Source organism: Arthrobacter glacialis (genome assembly GCF_002909415.1).
GTDB classification, from domain to species: domain Bacteria; phylum Actinomycetota; class Actinomycetes; order Actinomycetales; family Micrococcaceae; genus Specibacter; species Specibacter glacialis.
On record NZ_PPXB01000008.1, the window covers coordinates 112955 to 129872 of the forward strand.

16 protein-coding genes are annotated in these 16918 nt (G+C 63.1%); 8 read left to right on the plus strand and 8 right to left on the minus strand.

Going from position 1 to position 16918, the window contains the following annotated elements; all coding sequences use genetic code 11:
- Positions 1-102: 102 nt before the first annotated feature.
- The 3 genes from CVS28_RS11460 to CVS28_RS11470 all read left to right on the plus strand — a co-directional run bounded on the left by CVS28_RS11460 (position 103) and on the right by CVS28_RS11470 (position 4119).
- Positions 103-2025: a S1C family serine protease gene (locus CVS28_RS11460; RefSeq protein WP_243399851.1), complete on the plus strand. Its 1923-nt coding sequence runs from the start codon at positions 103-105 to the stop codon at positions 2023-2025.
- Positions 2026-2315: 290 nt separating this feature from the next.
- Entirely contained in the window at positions 2316-3140 is an 825-nt protein-coding gene (locus tag CVS28_RS11465; RefSeq protein WP_243399852.1) for an electron transfer flavoprotein subunit beta/FixA family protein, read from the plus strand.
- Between the two features lie 10 nt (positions 3141-3150).
- Positions 3151-4119, plus strand: coding sequence for an electron transfer flavoprotein subunit alpha/FixB family protein (locus CVS28_RS11470; RefSeq protein ID WP_103464704.1), 969 nt, complete (start codon positions 3151-3153; stop codon positions 4117-4119).
- A gap of 120 nt (positions 4120-4239) precedes the next feature.
- Here the strand turns inward: CVS28_RS11470 and CVS28_RS11475 are convergent, their stop codons facing one another.
- From CVS28_RS11475 to CVS28_RS11485, 3 genes are all read right to left on the minus strand, one after another.
- Positions 4240-5043, minus strand: a complete 804-nt coding sequence (locus CVS28_RS11475; RefSeq protein ID WP_103481589.1) for a class I SAM-dependent methyltransferase — start codon at positions 5041-5043, stop codon at positions 4240-4242.
- A 50-nt stretch (positions 5044-5093) separates the two neighbouring features.
- A complete protein-coding gene (locus tag CVS28_RS11480; protein ID WP_103464702.1) occupies positions 5094-5567 on the minus strand; it encodes a tRNA (cytidine(34)-2'-O)-methyltransferase in 474 nt (157 codons plus the stop codon).
- A 79-nt stretch (positions 5568-5646) separates the two neighbouring features.
- On the minus strand, positions 5647-6624 hold the full coding sequence (locus tag CVS28_RS11485) for a J domain-containing protein (RefSeq protein WP_103481590.1): 978 nt from the start codon (positions 6622-6624) through the stop codon (positions 5647-5649).
- Positions 6625-6728: 104 nt separating this feature from the next.
- Between CVS28_RS11485 and CVS28_RS11490 the strand changes: the two genes are divergently transcribed.
- Both CVS28_RS11490 and CVS28_RS11495 read left to right on the plus strand, forming a co-directional pair.
- Positions 6729-7679: a diacylglycerol kinase family protein gene (locus CVS28_RS11490; protein ID WP_103481591.1), complete on the plus strand. Its 951-nt coding sequence runs from the start codon at positions 6729-6731 to the stop codon at positions 7677-7679.
- A 57-nt stretch (positions 7680-7736) separates the two neighbouring features.
- On the plus strand, positions 7737-8438 hold the full coding sequence (locus tag CVS28_RS11495; RefSeq protein ID WP_103481592.1) for a hypothetical protein: 702 nt from the start codon (positions 7737-7739) through the stop codon (positions 8436-8438).
- On the opposite strand, the gene CVS28_RS11500 is transcribed toward CVS28_RS11495, so the two are convergent.
- Genes CVS28_RS11500 through folE form a run of 4 tightly spaced genes read right to left on the minus strand, consistent with a single transcriptional unit; the run spans position 8401 to position 12091 of the window.
- Entirely contained in the window at positions 8401-9183 is a 783-nt protein-coding gene (locus tag CVS28_RS11500) for a pyrimidine reductase family protein (protein ID WP_103464699.1), read from the minus strand. The two genes, CVS28_RS11495 and CVS28_RS11500, sit on opposite strands and share 38 nt — an antisense overlap.
- Positions 9184-9210: 27 nt before the next feature.
- Complete coding sequence (gene folP / locus CVS28_RS11505; protein WP_243399853.1) at positions 9211-10176, minus strand: dihydropteroate synthase; 966 nt, start codon at positions 10174-10176, stop codon at positions 9211-9213.
- 2 nt (positions 10177-10178) lie between these two features.
- Complete coding sequence (locus CVS28_RS11510; RefSeq protein ID WP_243399854.1) at positions 10179-11450, minus strand: NAD(P)/FAD-dependent oxidoreductase; 1272 nt, start codon at positions 11448-11450, stop codon at positions 10179-10181.
- A 29-nt stretch (positions 11451-11479) separates the two neighbouring features.
- Entirely contained in the window at positions 11480-12091 is a 612-nt protein-coding gene (folE, locus tag CVS28_RS11515; protein ID WP_103481595.1) for a GTP cyclohydrolase I, read from the minus strand.
- Between the two features lie 110 nt (positions 12092-12201).
- Between folE and CVS28_RS11520 the strand changes: the two genes are divergently transcribed.
- Both CVS28_RS11520 and CVS28_RS11525 read left to right on the plus strand, forming a co-directional pair.
- Complete coding sequence (locus CVS28_RS11520; protein ID WP_103481596.1) at positions 12202-12942, plus strand: helix-turn-helix transcriptional regulator; 741 nt, start codon at positions 12202-12204, stop codon at positions 12940-12942.
- A 43-nt stretch (positions 12943-12985) separates the two neighbouring features.
- Positions 12986-13732 carry a hypothetical protein gene (locus CVS28_RS11525; RefSeq protein ID WP_103481597.1) on the plus strand — a complete coding sequence of 249 codons (747 nt, stop codon included), beginning with the start codon at positions 12986-12988 and terminating at the stop codon, positions 13730-13732.
- Positions 13733-13854: 122 nt separating this feature from the next.
- Here the strand turns inward: CVS28_RS11525 and CVS28_RS11530 are convergent, their stop codons facing one another.
- The gene (locus CVS28_RS11530; RefSeq protein WP_243399855.1) at positions 13855-15300 is read right to left on the minus strand and encodes a S8 family serine peptidase; all 1446 of its coding nucleotides are present in this window, start codon (positions 15298-15300) and stop codon (positions 13855-13857) included.
- 361 nt (positions 15301-15661) lie between these two features.
- On the opposite strand from CVS28_RS11530, the gene CVS28_RS11535 reads away from it, so the two are divergent.
- On the plus strand, positions 15662-16882 hold the full coding sequence (locus CVS28_RS11535; RefSeq protein ID WP_103481599.1) for a cysteine desulfurase family protein: 1221 nt from the start codon (positions 15662-15664) through the stop codon (positions 16880-16882).
- Positions 16883-16918: the final 36 nt, after the last annotated feature.

Below are 16918 nucleotides of genomic sequence, written 5' to 3' on the forward strand. Positions count from 1 at the left end.
AGCTACCTTCCAGCGAACGCTCGTCAAGACACCAGCCGCGGGCGAGATGATGAAACTCAAGCAAGGAATTAGTCATATGAGATTTCAACGAAGGGACAGCTGATGAACGAGAACAACGGCGAGACCACCAGCCACAACGACGGCCAGCACGAGGGATCGCCCCAGGGTTCACAGCAGTTTCCGGCCGCTGGCCAGCCGCAGGACGCCCACAGCGGGCAGAGTGAAACACCTGCATCTGCGCCCGATGCCGTAGCAGGCGATGCCCCGGCAGCTGCCACCGTGGAAACTTCGCAGCCGACAACCCCACAGCCACCAGCAGCGCAGCCGACTCAGCCCATCGCTGCCCAGCAAAGGGATGCCCAGCAAAGCGCTGCCGTGCCTGCGCAGCCGTACGGAGAATCTGCCGAGAACACGCTGTCTGCCGGAGCGCCGAACCACGACTACCCCGCATACAACGCCCCTGCACAGGGAGCCCACGCTGCAACCCCTGCAACCCCGGAAGCGCCGGCAACGCAGGGAGCCCAGGCCCCCTACAGAGCCCCGTCTGCGAGCGTCCATGCCAGCGCGTCGGCAGCGGAAAATCCCACGGAGCGCATTCCCGCTCCCACAGGCCAGCAGGGCACCGGCAACTGGGGAACGCCCAACGCCACTGAGCCCATCCCGATGAACTTTGCGGCAGCGGGAACCGGAACCCCCGGCGGCCATGAGCAGGGCAACAACAGCCACGGTGCGGGGCACGCGGGACCGGGGTACCCGGCGTCGAACGCGTACCCGCACACCTTGGCGCCGGCCGTCACCGCCACCCCCAAGGAACGCAAAAAGGTGGGCATGGGGTTGTTTGCCTCCAGCGTCTTGGCCGCAGCCTTGGTGGGCGGCCTGGTGGCAGGCGGCACCATGTTCCTGGTCGACCAGAGCGGCAACAACACGGTTGCCGGGTCCAACCAGCAGAGCTCCCCGCTAGTGATCAACAACCCCAACTCGGTCAATGAGGTCAGCGCTGCGGCCGCCAAGGCTATGCCCTCGGTGGTCACAATCTCCGCCACGAGCGGCACCTCCGGCGGAACGGGTTCTGGCATCATCTTGAGCACGGACGGGTACATTCTCACGAACACCCACGTGGTGACCCTTGACGGTGCCGCAGCCCATGCAGCCATTGAGGTTCAGACCAGCGACAACAAGGTTTACAAGGGCACCATTGTGGGCACCGACCCGCTCTCCGACCTGGCTGTTATCAAGATTGACGCCCCCAACCTGGTCCCGGCCGCTTTGGGCGATTCCAGCAAGATCAATGTTGGTGACTCAGTGATAGCCATCGGTTCCCCGCTGGGGCTGAACGGCACTGTCACGGACGGCATTGTGTCCACCCTCAACAGGACCATCCAGGTGGCTTCCTCGGCGGTTCCGGAAACGCCCAGTGACTCTTCCGAGGACCCGTCCGACGGCGGCAACGGCTTCCGTTTCTCCCCTCCGGGCGGCGAGCAGAGCAATACCGCAGCCCAGGGCACCGTGAACTTGAATGTCATCCAGACCGATGCTGCCATCAACCCCGGTAACTCCGGTGGTGCCCTGGTGAACACCGAGGGGCAGATCATCGGCGTCAACGTGGCTATCGCCTCAACAGGCAGCGCAGACAGCTCTAGCAGCCAGAGCGGCAACATCGGCGTGGGCTTCTCCATCCCGATCGATCATGCCAAGCGGGTGGCCGAGGAGATCATCAAATCGGGCAAGGCCTCACACGGCCAGTTGGGCGTCTCGGTGGCTGGTACATCCTCCACGGGCAGCAACAGTTCCTTCTCCACCGGGGCCACGGTGGCCGACGTGACTGCCGGCACCGCAGCAGCCAAGGCCGGATTGCAAAAGGGCGATGTCATTACAAAACTGGGAGAGCGCACCATCAGCGACCCAGCGGATCTGACAGCTGCCGTGCGTGAGCAGGCAGGCGGAGCAACCGTGAAGGTTGACTTCACCCGTGGCGGCAAGTCCCAGTCCGTGGACGTCACCTTGGACACCATGACTGCCAGCTAAGTCACGAGCACAGCAAAAAGTCCCCATCCGGACGCCTGAAGTTCCGGGCAGCACCGGGTGGGGACTTTTTGTTTGCACTGTTCTGCGTTGAATCCGCGGTGGGTTTGCCGCAGAACAGGACGTTGACGCCGTCGTCCATGGTGCAGCCACAGTGGTTGTTCGCCACGAGTAAAGAATCGACCCAGGAAATTCCGGCTCTGGGCTGGCACGAACTATGCTGTGGGAGTAGGCCAAGGGCGAACTCGCGGCACCCACCCCACTGGGAAAGGGTGGCGCGCAACCATCCGTCCATGACACAAAGGACAGCAGTGGAAAACTCAGCACTGAACATTGTGGTACTGGTGAAGTATGTGCCAGATGCGCAATTTGACCGCCACCTCACAGGCGACTCACACACGATTGACCGCAACGAGAGCATCCTTTCCGAACTGGATGAATACGCCCTGGAAGCTGCGCTGGCATTGACCGATGCCCGCGGCGGCGCCAAGGGCGGCAATGTTGTCACGGCGCTGACACTGGGCCCGGCATCGGCCGCGGCAGCAGTGAAAAAGTCGCTGCAGATCGGCGCCACACAAGGGCTGCACGTCAGCGACGAGGCACTTGCCGGTTCCGATGCTTCAGCCACTTCATTGGCCCTGGCAGCAGCCATCAACAGCCTTGGCCCGGTGGATTTGGTCATCACCGGCATGGCCTCCACCGATGGTGAAACCTCCATTGTTCCGGCCCAGCTGGCTGCCCGCCTGGGCCTGGCCCAAATCACCTTCGCCTCTGCGCTGGATGTTGACGGCAACACTGTCACCGCCCGCCGCGACGGCGATGACTTCTCCGAAGAGATTCAGGCCACACTGCCTGCACTGGTCTCGGTCACGGACCAGGCCAATGAACCGCGCTACCCCAACTTCAAGGGCATTATTGCCGCGAAGAAGAAGAAGGTGACAACCGTGTCCCTGGCGGATCTGGGCCTGGCTCCCTCCGCCGTCGGCCATGCCGGTTCACTGACGCAGGTCACGGCCGCAGCCGAGCGCCCCGCGCGCACAGCTGGCACCATCATCACCGATTCAGGCGATGCCGGCATCCAATTAGTTGACTTCCTGGCCGCGCAGAAACTGATCTAAGGACCTCTTCATGACTGCAATTGTTGTTTATATTGATCAGCTCGCCGCCCCCGGCAAGCTCTCCAACACGGTGCACCAGCTGCTGACCTTGGCCCGTGGCGCAGGCGAGCCAGTGGCCGTTGTGGCCGGGCCGGTGAGTGCCGAGGTGCTGGCCGAGCTGGGTGCCTACGGCGTGGGCCGCGTGCTGCATTCGGAGCAGGCCGAGCTGGGGGACTATCTCGTGGCTCCCCAGGCCGACCTGGTGGCCCAGGCCGCTGCTGCCGTTTCCGCCAGCGCAGTTCTGGTGGACAACGGTGCCGCTGGCAAGGAAATCGCAGCCCGTGCAGGTGTCGCCCTGAACGCCGGCGTCATCACCGATGCCGTCTCCGTGACGTACGACGGCGGCGCTCTCGTTGCGCACAAATCCGTCCTCGCGGGGTCCTACACTGTGGAGGCACGGGCCACCTCGGCCGTTGCCGTCATCAGCGTCAAGGCCCACAGCGTGGAAGCCGCCGTGGCAGCGGCTCCCAGCGCTCCCGCGCTCGAGCTGGTGGACGTGGCCTTTGCGCCGGCAAGCCTGGCAGCCCGCGTGATCTCACGCACACCGCGTGCAGCATCCGGGCGGCCGGATCTGGAAGACGCCCGCATTGTTGTTGCAGGCGGCCGCGGCGTTGACGGCGACTTCACACCCATTGAGGAGCTTGCCGACGTTTTGGGTGCGGCCGTGGGCGCATCACGCGCAGCAACCGATGCCGGCTGGATCTCGCACGCCTCGCAGGTGGGACAGACGGGCAAGAAGGTTTCCCCGCAGCTGTACATCTCGGTGGGCATTTCCGGTGCCATCCAGCAGAAGGCCGGCATGCAGACCTCAAAGCTCATTGTGGCTGTTAACAAGGACGCGGAATCGCCCATCTTTGAGATTGCCGACTTTGGCATTGTGGGAGACCTGTTCAAGGTACTGCCGCAGGCTGTGGAAGAAATCAAGAAGCGCCGAGGCTAGTCCCCACCGGCTCTCCGTAAAAAATGCCGCCGTTCCCGCATTTTGCCACCGCTATACCGGCGGCAAAATGAGGGAGCGACGGCATTTTTGGCGCAGCGGTCCGCGATGTTCGGTCGTCGGTTACCGGGGGACGGACGCGGTGGCGATCAGCGCATCAGAGTTCATCTCGATGCGCGGGCCCACTGATTGGATGAAGTCCCGGCGAACCCTGGCAATCGCCTCGGGGTCGCGGGGGAGCAGGGTGCGCCAGCCGCTGCCCATGACCAGGTTCCAGGCCATGGCGTCATCAACCGTCAGCGTCAGCGGATGTGTGGTGACGGAGACGTCTTCCAGACCGCGTTCACCCAACCAGGTGGTCAGTGATTCCACCGAGGCCACGCGTGCCATGTTCACGTTGGCTTCCGGAACCACGCCCGCCAGGCGGGGCCGTTCCTTGATGGCCGCCTCAAGGATGCGTCCGGCGAAGGGCTCCAAGGCGCCCTCAACCCAGGTGCTGGTCACGAGCCTGCCGCCGGGGCGGAGCATGGAGGCAAGGTGCTCAATGCCGGCCTCCATGTCGGCAAAGAAGAACATGCTGTAGGAGCAAAGCACCGCGTCGAAGGTGCGGTGTCCGCGCCAGGCGGTGACGTCGGCCTCTGTCAGCGTGGTGTTGAGAATGCCCCGCTCGGCCAGATTTGCTGCGGCCATGCGCAAGAGTCCGGTGGAAAGATCCACAGCGTCAACAGTTCCGGTGGGGCCCACCGCGAGGGCAGCCGGGATGGTGGCAGCACCGGTTCCGCAGCAAGCATCCAGCACTTTTTCCCCTGGTTTCAAAACGGCTGCCGCAACAACGTCGCGACCCATGGGGTCCCAGAGTTTGTCCGACCACGCCTCGAATTGCAGCGCTCCGTCAGTGAACGCCAAGCCAGGATCGCGAGCGGACATGCATACCTCCAGTTGATGAAATAAGTCAGCCAGGAATCTGGCGGTGAGTCTCAGGCTTGGATTTGTGCCCCGGCAAAATCGTTCTGGCGCCACGCCTCGAAAATGGCAATGGAGGCGGCATTGGCCAGGTTCAAGGACCGCAGCGAGGGCATCATGGGCAAACGGACCCGCGAGGTCACCAGCGGATCGTGCTTCACGTCCTCGGGCAGCCCGTCAGATTCGCGGCCAAACATCAGCACATCCCCGGGCTGGTAGGCGATGTCTGTGTAGTTCACTTCGCCATCGGAGGTGAAAGCGTAGACCCGCTCCGGCGCCAGGGCCAGCCACGCGGCCTCCAAGGTTTTGTGCACCGTCACCACTGCCAGGTCATGATAATCCAGACCGGCCCGGCGCAACTTCGCGTCAGAGAAGTCAAAACCCAAGGGTTCAACAAGGTGCAGTTCGGCGCCGGTAATGGCCGCCAATCGGATGGCATTGCCAGTATTGCCGGGGATCTCTGGCGTCAGGAAAAGGATGCGAAACACGCTGTTCATCCTACAGCCAAACACTTGGACGGCCAGCTCGCCGTTGAACCCTTCAGGGTAGTGTTGCGTTGCCAGTGGGTCAGTACATGCCGCCCAGGAGCCTGGCCAGGACCTGCAGGTCAACCACATTGGGGTTTGGCCCAGATGCCAGGAACTGCTTCACTTCACGGACAAAACGGGCTGCGTTGGCAATGTTGAGGATGTTTGAGCCGTCTGGGTCGGTGCCTCGGGCATAGTCGATGACGGGTTCAAAGAGGCTTCCCGTGCTGCTGTGCACGCACACCCAGGCGGTGACGTTGCATTCCGGGAACAACTCCTGGAATTGGCGAGTGGCAGGAATCAGCTGCGGCGGTGCCGCCACCTTGTTGCCGTGCACCAGCGCCCCGCCATCCCAACGGAAGGCGCCGTCGGGCACCAGCATGGATCCTACAATGGCAATCCTGTAGCCGGAGATCAGCACATGGTCCAAGTAGCCGTTGCTAAAAGGCGCATTGAGACCATTGATCAGGCGCGCTGCAGGAATACCCGGCATTACCTGCTGCATGATCAGCTGCGCCGTGCGGGCTTCGCGGGCCAGCCGTGAAGCAGCGCCAAACACTCCGCGCTTTCGCGGCGCACCGTGGACGGGCTGCGCCGCCGTGGTGCGGGGCAGTAAGGGCATTTCACCGTCGGCGAGGCTTTCATAGGCGGGCACATACATGGCCGGATCTCCAGCTGTGCGGCGTTCGGCAGGTTTGCGCCGCGTATGGAAGCCGGGAGTTTCGCCGTCGGAAGCGGAAGCGGTGGGGCGGGCAGAGGATCCGCCGGGGTATGTGGCGCCGGTGCCCCTGCGCCCCGGAGTACCTTGGCTTGCATAGGACCTGTCGTACGTTTGGCGGCGTACCGGATCCACCAGGACCTCGTAGGCTTCGGTGACTTGGCGGAACAACGCCGGATCCCCGCCCCTGTCGGGGTGCGAAATCCTGGCAGCCTTGCGGTAGGCGATTTTGATGTCGCGTTCGGTGGCTGTGGGCGCAAGTCCCAGGACTTGATAGTGCGTGAGGAATTTTGCGCTCACTTCTGGCCTTTCCCTTGCCTGGCTGTGCCGGAAGATCAGTCTATCCGCCAGCCAAGAAGCCAATTCCGTGCATCGGTGCGCGCACTGTCATAATTGCTCTTGCCATGAAGACTTCTCTCACGCCCCCGCAGCCCAGCGCCCCCGCAGCGCTGTCCATAGCCGTGGCCATCAATCCGCGCGCTGCCTTTGGCGGCCGGGGCAGGAATACCCCCGGCCAGGCGGGGGACATGGTGGTGGCGCGCCTGCGCAGCGCCGGCCATGTGGTGAGTGTGTTGCGCCGCCGCGACTACAAAGCATTGCAGGAAGCTGTCGACGCCGAGATCGCCACAGGTGCCCAGGCCCTGGTGGTGGTGGGTGGTGACGGCATGGTCCACCTCGGCGTGAACGCCCTGGCTGGCAAGACAATACCCCTGGGCATTGTCCCTGCAGGGACCGGCAACGATGCTGCCCGCGGACTGGGCCTTGACCCGAACGATCCCGAAGCCGCCGTCGAACGTTTCCTGAAAGCCTGCCAGAGTGCGCCCTGGAGTGTGGACCTGGGCCGGATTGAGCGTGCCGGGCAGGGGCCTGTCTGGTTCATGTGCGCCCTCTCGGCAGGCTTTGATGCGCTGGTCAATGAGCGCGCCAATGGCTGGCGGTGGCCGCGCGGGCCCATGCGCTACAACCTGGCGATCCTGCGCGAGCTGGTTACCTTGAAACCCCTGCACTATTCGCTGGTGGTGGACGGTGCGGTGCGCCAGCAAAAGGCTGTGCTGATCTCCGTTTCCAACGGCATTTCCATTGGCGGGGGCATGAAGATCACCCCCGATGCCAAGTACGACGACGGACTGCTGGATTTGTTTGTTGTCTCGCCGGTGTCGCGGCTGACGTTCCTGCGCATCTACCCGCTGGTCTTCTCCGGCCAGCACACGTCCCACCCCCTGGTGAGCATTGAGCGGGTCAAGGAGGTCAGCATGGCATCTGCGGGTTTGGTGGCGTATGCCGACGGTGAGCGGATGGGGCCGCTGCCGGCAACCATCAAGGTGGACGCCGGTGCCTTGCAACTCTGGGTTTAGCCGGGCCGCAGCCGGCACATAGGTACAGTTAAAGGTGTGAATCGAAGGAGCAGAAGTGTGAAGCAAGTGGTGGCTGCCGTGGGTGTTGCCGCAATGGCGCTCGCAGCGTTGAGCGGCTGCACCATTGCTGTGCCATCGCCAACTGCTCCCACCGTTGCCCAAAGCCCCGCTCCGCCCAGCTTCGCCCCGCCCACCATTGTTGCCGGACACGATGCCGCCGCAGTGGCAGCGGCGCCCATGACTTTTGCCGCCGGCACTGCACTCCGGGCGAGTGTGCCGGTTGAATTTAGTGACATTCTGGGCCAGCCGCCGCAGGACTATGCAGAGACGCCGGGTCCACCACAATGGAAACTGCTTAAGAAGAACATGGCAGGGCAGACGCAGTACAGCAACGCCGCCGGCTGCAAAGCCGCCTATTGGGTGACCACACATCAAGGCCCGCTCATCACCATGGGCGATGATAAAGGCTCCACATTTGAGCTGATGAAGTACCTGATTCCCTCGGTCCTGCCCGACTCGCTGACGGAGACCACACTCCCTTGGGTTGCCGAAGCAGGCACCAAGGGACCCGGCATCACCTTCCTGCGGCACAACACCAAGGGCGCCGAAGGCGTCATGGCCAGCAGTGTGTGGGCGCGCATGCTGGGCACGGCCGATACTGCCCTCATGGTGACGCTGGCTTGCCCCAATGATGAGTTGCTGGCGTCCACCACACCGGAACTTATGGCGAAGTTGTCGGTGGCTCCGCCGTCGAACTAGCGCTGCGGATGTAGCGCAGGAACAGCATGGAATCGGCCTTGAGGATGCTGTCCAAGGTCATGCTCCGGGGAAGATGGCCGCCGATCCCGTGGGCAATGCGCCCGGCCGGTCCGCCCACCAGCAGCGGCGACACCGTCAGGCGCAGCTCATCCACTTTGTCGGCGGCGGCAAAGGTGCCCAGCAGGGTTGGCCCGCCCTCGGAGTGGATTCGGTGGAGGCCGTGCGCGCCCAGTTCAGCAATCAAGAGCTCAACGTCCAGTGAGTCTTTGCCCACCGTGATGATGTCAGCCACCTGGGCAAGCGCCTGGCGTGGACCGTCCGGGGCGGACTCCAGGGTCAAAATCAGCGGCCTGACAGGAGCGTTGGTGAACACCTCCAACGCCGGATCCAGATTCAGGGTGCCGGAGACAATGGCCAGCGGCGGGTGGGCCGGTAGCCCGTTCATGGTGCGCCACTGCTGGGCTTGGGGGCTGAGCAACTCCCCGCCGTAGCCTTCAGCCCTGACGGTTTGCGCACCCACCAGGATTACGTGCGCGTTGTGGCGCAGCTGAGTGAAAATACGTTGGTCCACGCTATTGCCCAGCTGCCCCGAGAGTCCGTCCACCGTGGCTGCCCCGTCAAGGCTGGAAACAAAATTAAAGCTCACCCACGGGGTGGACCCGGCGCCGGCAGGAACGGCAAGAAGTTCAGCGTCCAGATCGTTCTCGGAGAGGACCGCAGCATCGGGAAAGATCCGCTCAATCATGGTTTTTTCCTCCTGGGACAGGCGTGGTCAGGACGTTGCCGGCGTGGAGGGGTGGGCCGGCACATTGACCTCGCCCATGTTGTGAACAAGGTAGGCAGGTTCCCGCCAGCCCAGCACCGCCTCCGTCATGCGGATGGCTGAATTGGCTGCAGCCACATTGTGCATGCGCAGGATCCGGGCGCCACCGAGTATGCAGATGACTCCCGTGGCCAGGGAGCCTTCCAGTCGTTCTGTTTTGCTTTGGTCAAGTGTCTCGCCAATGAAGTCCTTGTTGGACACCGCAGCCAGTGCCGGGAAGCCCAATGCGGCAATTTCGTTGAAACGCTTGGTGATTTCCAGCGTGTGCAGCGTGTTCTTGTTTAGGTCGTGCCCGGGGTCAATGATGATCTTCTCGGCGGGGACACCGAGTGAGATGGCCAACTCCACTTTCTGCGCCAGGAACGCCGCCACCTCGGCCACCACGTCGTCATAATGTGGGCGCGGATAAGTGGTGCGTGGCTTGGCCAGTGAATGAGTGATGACCAGGTGGGCCCCGGACTCGGCAACCACGGAGGCGATTTCGGGGTTGGCCAGGCCTGTGGTGTCGTTGATGACTGTTGCTCCGGCGGCAATGCTGCGCGCAGCGACTTCAGGCAAGAACGTGTCAACGGAAATGATGACATCACTGGCCGCGGCAACGGCGGCTATCACCGGGACCACGCGGTCGCTTTCTTCTTCCACGCTCAGGGCCGGGCCGGGCGCAAAGGGCACGCCGCCAATGTCCACCCAGTCAGCACCCTGGGCCACGGCTGCCAGGGAAGCGGCCACCGCAGCGTCCAGGGCAAAGGTGGCTCCGCCGTCGTAAAAGGAATCAGGGGTGCGGTTGATGATGGCCATGAGCGCCACCTGCCGGCTGAAATCCAGCGTTCGCGTGCCAAAGTGGTGAACCGGGTGCAGGAGCGGGGGCGTGTAAAACGGGGTTGCTGTGGTCCGGTCCGAAGTCATCATACTCATCATCAAATATCCTCCAGCGGGGTTTGCGGGTCAGCCAGGGCCCGCGTGTCGATAATGCGCCGTGAGGCTATCAACGCCTTGATGGCATCTTGGACATCCCACACGTTGACGTTCATGCCCGCCACCACGCGTCCCTCAAGGACCCAGAAGGCAATGAATGCGCGCTTTTCCAGGCTTCCGCGGACCACCAGCTCGGCGTCCTTGGTGAGTGCGCCGAAGCCGGAGTACTCCATGCCCAGGTCAAATTGGTCGGTGTAAAAGTACGGGATGTCATCGAGCACAGCATCTTGGCCCAGCATGGACTGGGCCGCGACCTTGCCGCTGGCAATGGCGTTGGCCCAGTGCTCGGAGCGGGCATGGGCGCCCGTGAACGGGTGCAGGGAATTGGCCACGTCCCCTGCGGCGAACACATCGGGGTCGGAAGTTTGCAGGGCGGCGGAAACCTCAATGCCGTTGTTGATGGTGAGCCCGGCAGCCTGGGCCAGCTCAGTGTTGGGGACAACACCCACGGCCACAATCACCACATCCGCCGGCAGCGTCACACCTGTCGTGGTCAGCACCGAGCTGACGTGGCCGTGCGTGCCCTGAATCTCGGCGGCGCTGGCGGGCAGCAAAAACTGCACGCCGGCTTCCTGATGCCTGTCGGCGAACACAGTCCCCAGCTCATTGCCAATGGCCACCGAGAGTGGCACATCCTCCAGTCCGAGCAAGGCCACATGGTTGCCCAATTCGGTGGCCGTGGCAGCAATCTCCATGCCAATCCAGCCCGAGCCGACCATGACAACGTTTTTGCCGCCGCCGGTCAACAGGTCCTTCAGCGCCAGGCTGTCAGCCTTGGTCCGGAAGGTATGCACGCCCTTAAGGTCGACGCCGGGAAAGGAGATGTGGCGCGGCTCGGCACCTGTGGCGATGAGCGCCTTGGCATACGCCACAGTGGTGCCATTGCTCAAGGTGACCGTGTGGGCCTGCGGGTCCAGTGCCGTTGCGGTGGTGCCGGTGAGCAGTGTGATGTTGTGGTCCGGGTACCAGCTGGCGGGCAGGGGGAGCAAGGCGTCTCCTCCCTCCTTCCCGGCCAGGAATCCTTTGGACAAGGGAGGGCGCTGGTAGGGGATTTCCGTCTCCTGCGCCACGAGGGTGATTGTCCCGGCGTAGCCTTCCTTGCGCAGGGTTTCCGCGGCCGTGGCTCCCGCCAAACCACCCCCGATGATGACCATTCCGGGGACTCTGGGCGTGCCCGTCGTTTCAGTGCCTGCTGTGCTGTTTAGCTCACTCATGATCGAAACTCTTTCCAGTGGAAATCAATTCAATGCTTCGGGAACTGCTCACGCAAGGGACCGGCGTCGGCCAGGAGACCGGTAAAAACGGAGGTGCGGGTCATGGTTCCGGCCGTGTGCACGCCGCGCAGCGACATGCACAGGTGCTCGGCCTCCATGACAACTCCCACACCGCGCGGCGCCAGCGTGGCCTCAAGCCAGTTGGCCACTTGCTGCGTGAGTCGCTCCTGAACCTGAAGATCGCGGGAAAAAAGCTCCACGCCGCGCGCCAACTTGGAGAGCCCAAAGAGCCGCTCCCCGGGCAAATAGCCCACATGGGCCACGCCGCGGAAAGGCAGCAGGTGGTGCTGGCACAGCGAATGGAACGGGATGTCCTTGACCAGAACAAGGCCTTGGTAGCCGTCGTCGTTGGGGAAGGTGGTCCATGACGTCTCGCGAGGGGTCAGCATTTCCGCATACGCTGCAGCCACCCGCCGTGGAGTGTCCAGCAAATGCGGATCACTGTCATCACGGCCCAGCGCTCGCAGGAAGTCGGTAATGGCTGCCTGTGCCCGTGGCAGGTCCACGCCGGAGCCGGGTGTCAACGGTTCGGGGTCCTCAAAGGCGAGGATATCGGGAAGTGGCGCGTTGGAGATGGACATTTCCAACCCTTTCTAAAGCTTGTATTATTGACTTTAGAAGTGCAGACTCAAGGCGTCAAGTAGTGGCGAAACAATCCATAACGTACCTATTCATGGGAAGTCAGCAAGTCATGAATGAACCCGTGCGGAACCAGCCAAGGCAGCCCAGCTGTGTTGCCGCAAGCCCAACTGAGCTAAAACCGTCGAATCTCAACGCAGACCAGAGCTTGCGCGCCGTTGCCTCGTTGGGGGACCCCGTGCGCAAACGGTTGTTTCAGCTGGTGCGCGATTCTGCCCATGCCCTGAGCCGCGATGACTGTGCCGCCACCCTTGGACTGCCCAGGAGCACCATCAGGGCCCACCTTGACCGTCTGGTGGAAGAAAAGTTGCTCGTGGTGCAATTCCGAAAAATAGGTGAAAGGACGGGGCCCGGCTCCGGCCGCCCCACCAAGCTGTATACAGCTGACCAAAGGGAGGTTAGCGCGTCAGTCCCGCCGCGGCACTACGACCTCGCCGCGGGTCTCTTGGCGTCAGCGGTGCAGCGCTCCATCGACAACGGCTCTGACATTGCCCAGTCCCTGGCACAGGTGGCGTTCGAGGAAGGACATCGCCGGGGCGCAGCTGCCGGGAACATTCACCGGCTGCTCGCTGAGACCGGTTACAGTCCCGAACCCGACGGCGTGGGCGGCACCATCATGCGCAATTGTCCCTTCGACCGCCTGGCAAAAGACCACAACCAGGTGGTGTGCTCACTCAACGGTGCACTCCTTGGCGGCGCCCTGGCCGGTTGTGCCGACGCCGACCATGACCTGGCACCCGACGCCGAAGTCTCACATTGCTGCGCCCGGCTGGTTCCGAAGGGAAAGCGCTAAGGCGATCCGTTGAGGTGGGAGAGCCACGCCGTAGTGCGTGGAAATGGAGCAAACAAGCGGCGGTGAAGGGCAACGGATTGCCGATGCGCTGGAGCGATATCACACGCGGGACCTTTGGGATCAATGGTTCGGCACGGTGGCTACTACAGTGCCGGACCATTTTGAGTCTTATGTGAGGATCCTGCACCGGCTGGGCGGTCGTGGTGAGCCGGAGCGCCGCTGGGCTGATATTGCCCGGGCCAGGGGCACCACCGTTCACCCGGGAGTTCAATTCTGTCGTCTGGCACGCACCGGACTGAACCAAAACGTGGATCTCGACGGTTACTGGCAGGGGCCGCCTGCGGCCGGGGAGCTGGATGCGGGGCAACTGTCAGTGCTCGCCGGGCTGCTGACTATCCACACGGCCACCCCAGAAGACATTTTCCATGCAGTGTGGGTCGGTTGGGGAGGCTTCGAGCCCGGGGTTGGCTACGGAGTTCCCGTCTCAGGTGATGGGAATCTCGCAGTGGCAGGTGGGTTCCGCGAATACTTTGTGTTCCACGGGAACGGTGCCAATCTGGCCCAGCCACCTTGGTTTGGCGATGCAGGGCGGCTGAATGCCCAAAGCCCCAACTTGGCGTGGCCCCAAGACAAGTCATGGTGCATGGCTACCGAGATCGACTTTGATTCCACGGTGGTGGGCGGGAGCGCGGAACTCATTGCCGCCGTCGTCCATTCTCTGGAATTGGAGGCCGTTGAGGTGACCCCCGCTACCGATCTCAGCTCGGAAGGGGACACCGTTAATATGTAGTTTTGCTGATCCGGGCAGGGCCGAAGAACTGCGCTGGCCATGGGTGCCGGCGGCACGTGGCGGTTAAACAATTCCGGCGGCCACCGTGGAAGGTGGCCGCCGGAAGAGCAGGAGCTGAGGGCTTAGAGGACTGCCTGGAGGGCGTCCACAATCCCTTCACCGTAGTAACTGTTGTTGCGCACGTTGCCGGTGCACGTGGCACCGGTTGGTGTGGCAGATGGCATGCACACATGATCCTCGGCTTGCTTGCGCAATTCCGAAATCAACTGATTGGGCTTCCATCCGGGGTGCGCGGACTTCATCAGGGCCAGAACTCCGGCAACCTGCGGGGAAGCCATCGACGTGCCGCTGAGCAGTCCGTACGTGTTGTTCGGCAAGGTGGACAGGATGCGGGATCCCGGCGCGGCCACATCAATAACGTTCAGGCCGCGGTTGGAGAAGGATGACAACTTGCCGGCCTGATCAGTGGAGGCCACAGTCACTACCCCATCCAGCTCCGTGGGGATGTCCTTGCAGCCATTGTTGATTTGGCGCTCTATTCCGGCCACGTCATTGGGGCTGACGTTGTCGGTGGTCTTGTTGGCCAAGTCATAGGAGGCATTTCCTGCGGCAGCCGCATGAACCACGCCCTGCTTGGTGGACCATTTCACTGCGCGCTCAACGGCGTCGAGGACTGCTTTCTGATCGGTCTGATCGCCACACCAGAACTGCATGGGGTCAATGTAGTAGCTGTTGTTGGTGACATCCATACCCTTCATGCCAGCCCACATGAAACCGCAGATCGCGTATTCCGGGTAGATCGAACCGGCGTCGTTGACCACCTTGACCGAGGCCATGCGTGCATTTGGCGCCACCCCCACAATGCCAACACCGTTGCGGGCCGCGCCGATGATGCCGGCCACGTGGGTCCCGTGGGAAGAGTTGGTGGCAAACCAGCCTGTGGGGGACGTGTCGGGGCGTCCGGCATTAGTGCAATTGACCGAGTTGGCCACATCGATGTTGGCTGCCAGGTCCGGGTGGTTCGGGTCGATGCCGCTGTCCAAAACGCCGACCAGCACATCGGGTGAACCATCGGTGACCTGGTGTGCCTGGTCCGACTTGATCTGGACTTGGCTCCACTGCTCGGCTTCGCGGGGATCTGCCGCAACGCCGTCGAATGTGGCGTCACCGTAAAGTACTTCGGCGTCGGCCTGTTGCTTGTTGCGCAACTGGGGTGCCGTCTTCCATGGGGTCGCAATACCATCCGGAGTGCCCTCGGCAACCGTGATGGTGCGGGTGGCGCCCACCGATTCAACGGCGGACTTGCCGAGTTTGAGGATCTCGGAGCGGAAGTTGGCTCGATCGGATTGGACAATGACGACGCCGATCTCCGGCCACTGCTGGACAGCGACGCCGCCGGCGGCCTCAATGGCCTGCACGGCATCGCGGGTCTTGTTGGCGTTGGCGGCCTTTGCGTTGACCACGTAGCTCATGAGTTGGCCGTCGGCTGCGGGAAAGTCAACAGGTGTGGACTGGTTGGTGGCCGGCGCAGCCATGGCGCTGCCGCCGAGCATTGTGGTTGCTGCCATGGCGACTGCGCATAGGGCGGCCGCCGTTGTACGGCGGAAGAGTGCTTTCTGCATGGATTTAATCCCCCCGGGATCATTATGTGATGTGGGACACGCCGATCCTGCCACCTGTTCCGTAGTCTTGACAAGGTTTGACAAGGTCCGCGCCGCAGGTCTGGCCAAAAGGCCAATGCGCCTCCCGGTGCAGCTGGGCTAAGCCCCGGGGATGGATGGCGCCAGTGGTCCAGAGGGCCCATTGATCGCCGTCGTGCATTCTCCCCAGCGTGGCGTTCGAGGTGACCCTGGCCAGGCACCCGAGGCCCGAGGGTGATGTTCTCAACAGCCCGCGGCAGTGAATCATCCCATGCCGTAGAATTGTCTGGTGCCCGTGTACCTTGATCACGCGGCGACCACGCCAATTTCGGCCCCGGCCCTCGCCGCACTCACCTCCGTTATTACCCGTAGCGGCAATCCGTCCTCACTCCACGGATCGGGCCGTCGTGCCCGCGCCACCGTGGAAGCGGCCCGTGAAACCGTTGCCCTGGCTGCCGGCGCCCACCCCACCGAAGTCATTTTCACCTCCGGCGGCACCGAGGCGGACAACCTTGCCGTCAAGGGCCTGTTCTGGGCCCGCCGCGACGCCGAACCTGGGCGTACCCGCATCCTCGTCTCCAGCGTGGAGCACGCGGCCGTGCAAGACACCGTCGAATGGCTGGAAAAGCACGAGGGCGCCGAAGCCGTGTGGCTGCCTGTCGACGAGCACGGCACCGTGAGCCTGGACGCCTTGAAAAAGGAATTGGACGACGGCGGCGCCAACACAGTTGCTCTGGTCACCTGCATGTGGGCGAACAATGAAGTGGGCACCGTGCAGCCCATCGCTGAGATCGTGGCGCTGGTTGAGCCGTACGGAATTCCCGTGCATTCGGATGCCGTCCAGGCCTTCGGGTCGATCCCGGTGAACTTCAAGGAATCCGGGCTTGCAGCCATGTCCATCAGCGCCCACAAAATTGGCGGCACCGTGGGTGTCGGGGCGCTCCTGCTGGGCCGGGCCGTGAAGTTGACCCCCGTGCAGCACGGTGGCGGCCAGGAACGCACAGTTCGCTCAGGAACCCTTGACACCGCAGGGCTTGCAGCTTTTGCCGCAGCGGCCACGGACGTCACCCAGAACCTTGCTACAGAGAACCTGCGCATTGCCGGACTGCGTGATGCGATCATTGCAGCGGTCCGCCACGCTGTCCCCGAGGCCGTACTGCGCGGCGTGGATCCCGCGGAATACCCGGAAAAAAGGCTGCCCGGCAACGCCCACTTCACCTTCCCCGGCTGCGAGGGTGATTCCCTGTTGTTCCTGCTGGACATGGCAGGGGTGGAATCCTCCACCGGATCGGCCTGCACTGCCGGAGTGCCCCGCCCCTCCCATGTGCTTCTGGCCATGGGATTGGACGAGGACACCGCGCGTGGCGCACAACGCTTTAGTTTGGGGCATACATCCAGCCTTGCGGACGTTGAAGCCTTTGTGGCCGCACTGCCGCAAGCACACGCACGCGCAAAATTGGCAGGAATGGCCGCTCATCAATCGTCCATTCAAACCGCGAGTACGCAGTAGTTTCGGTCCGGAGGCGGCAGAGCCTCCGCCTGACAG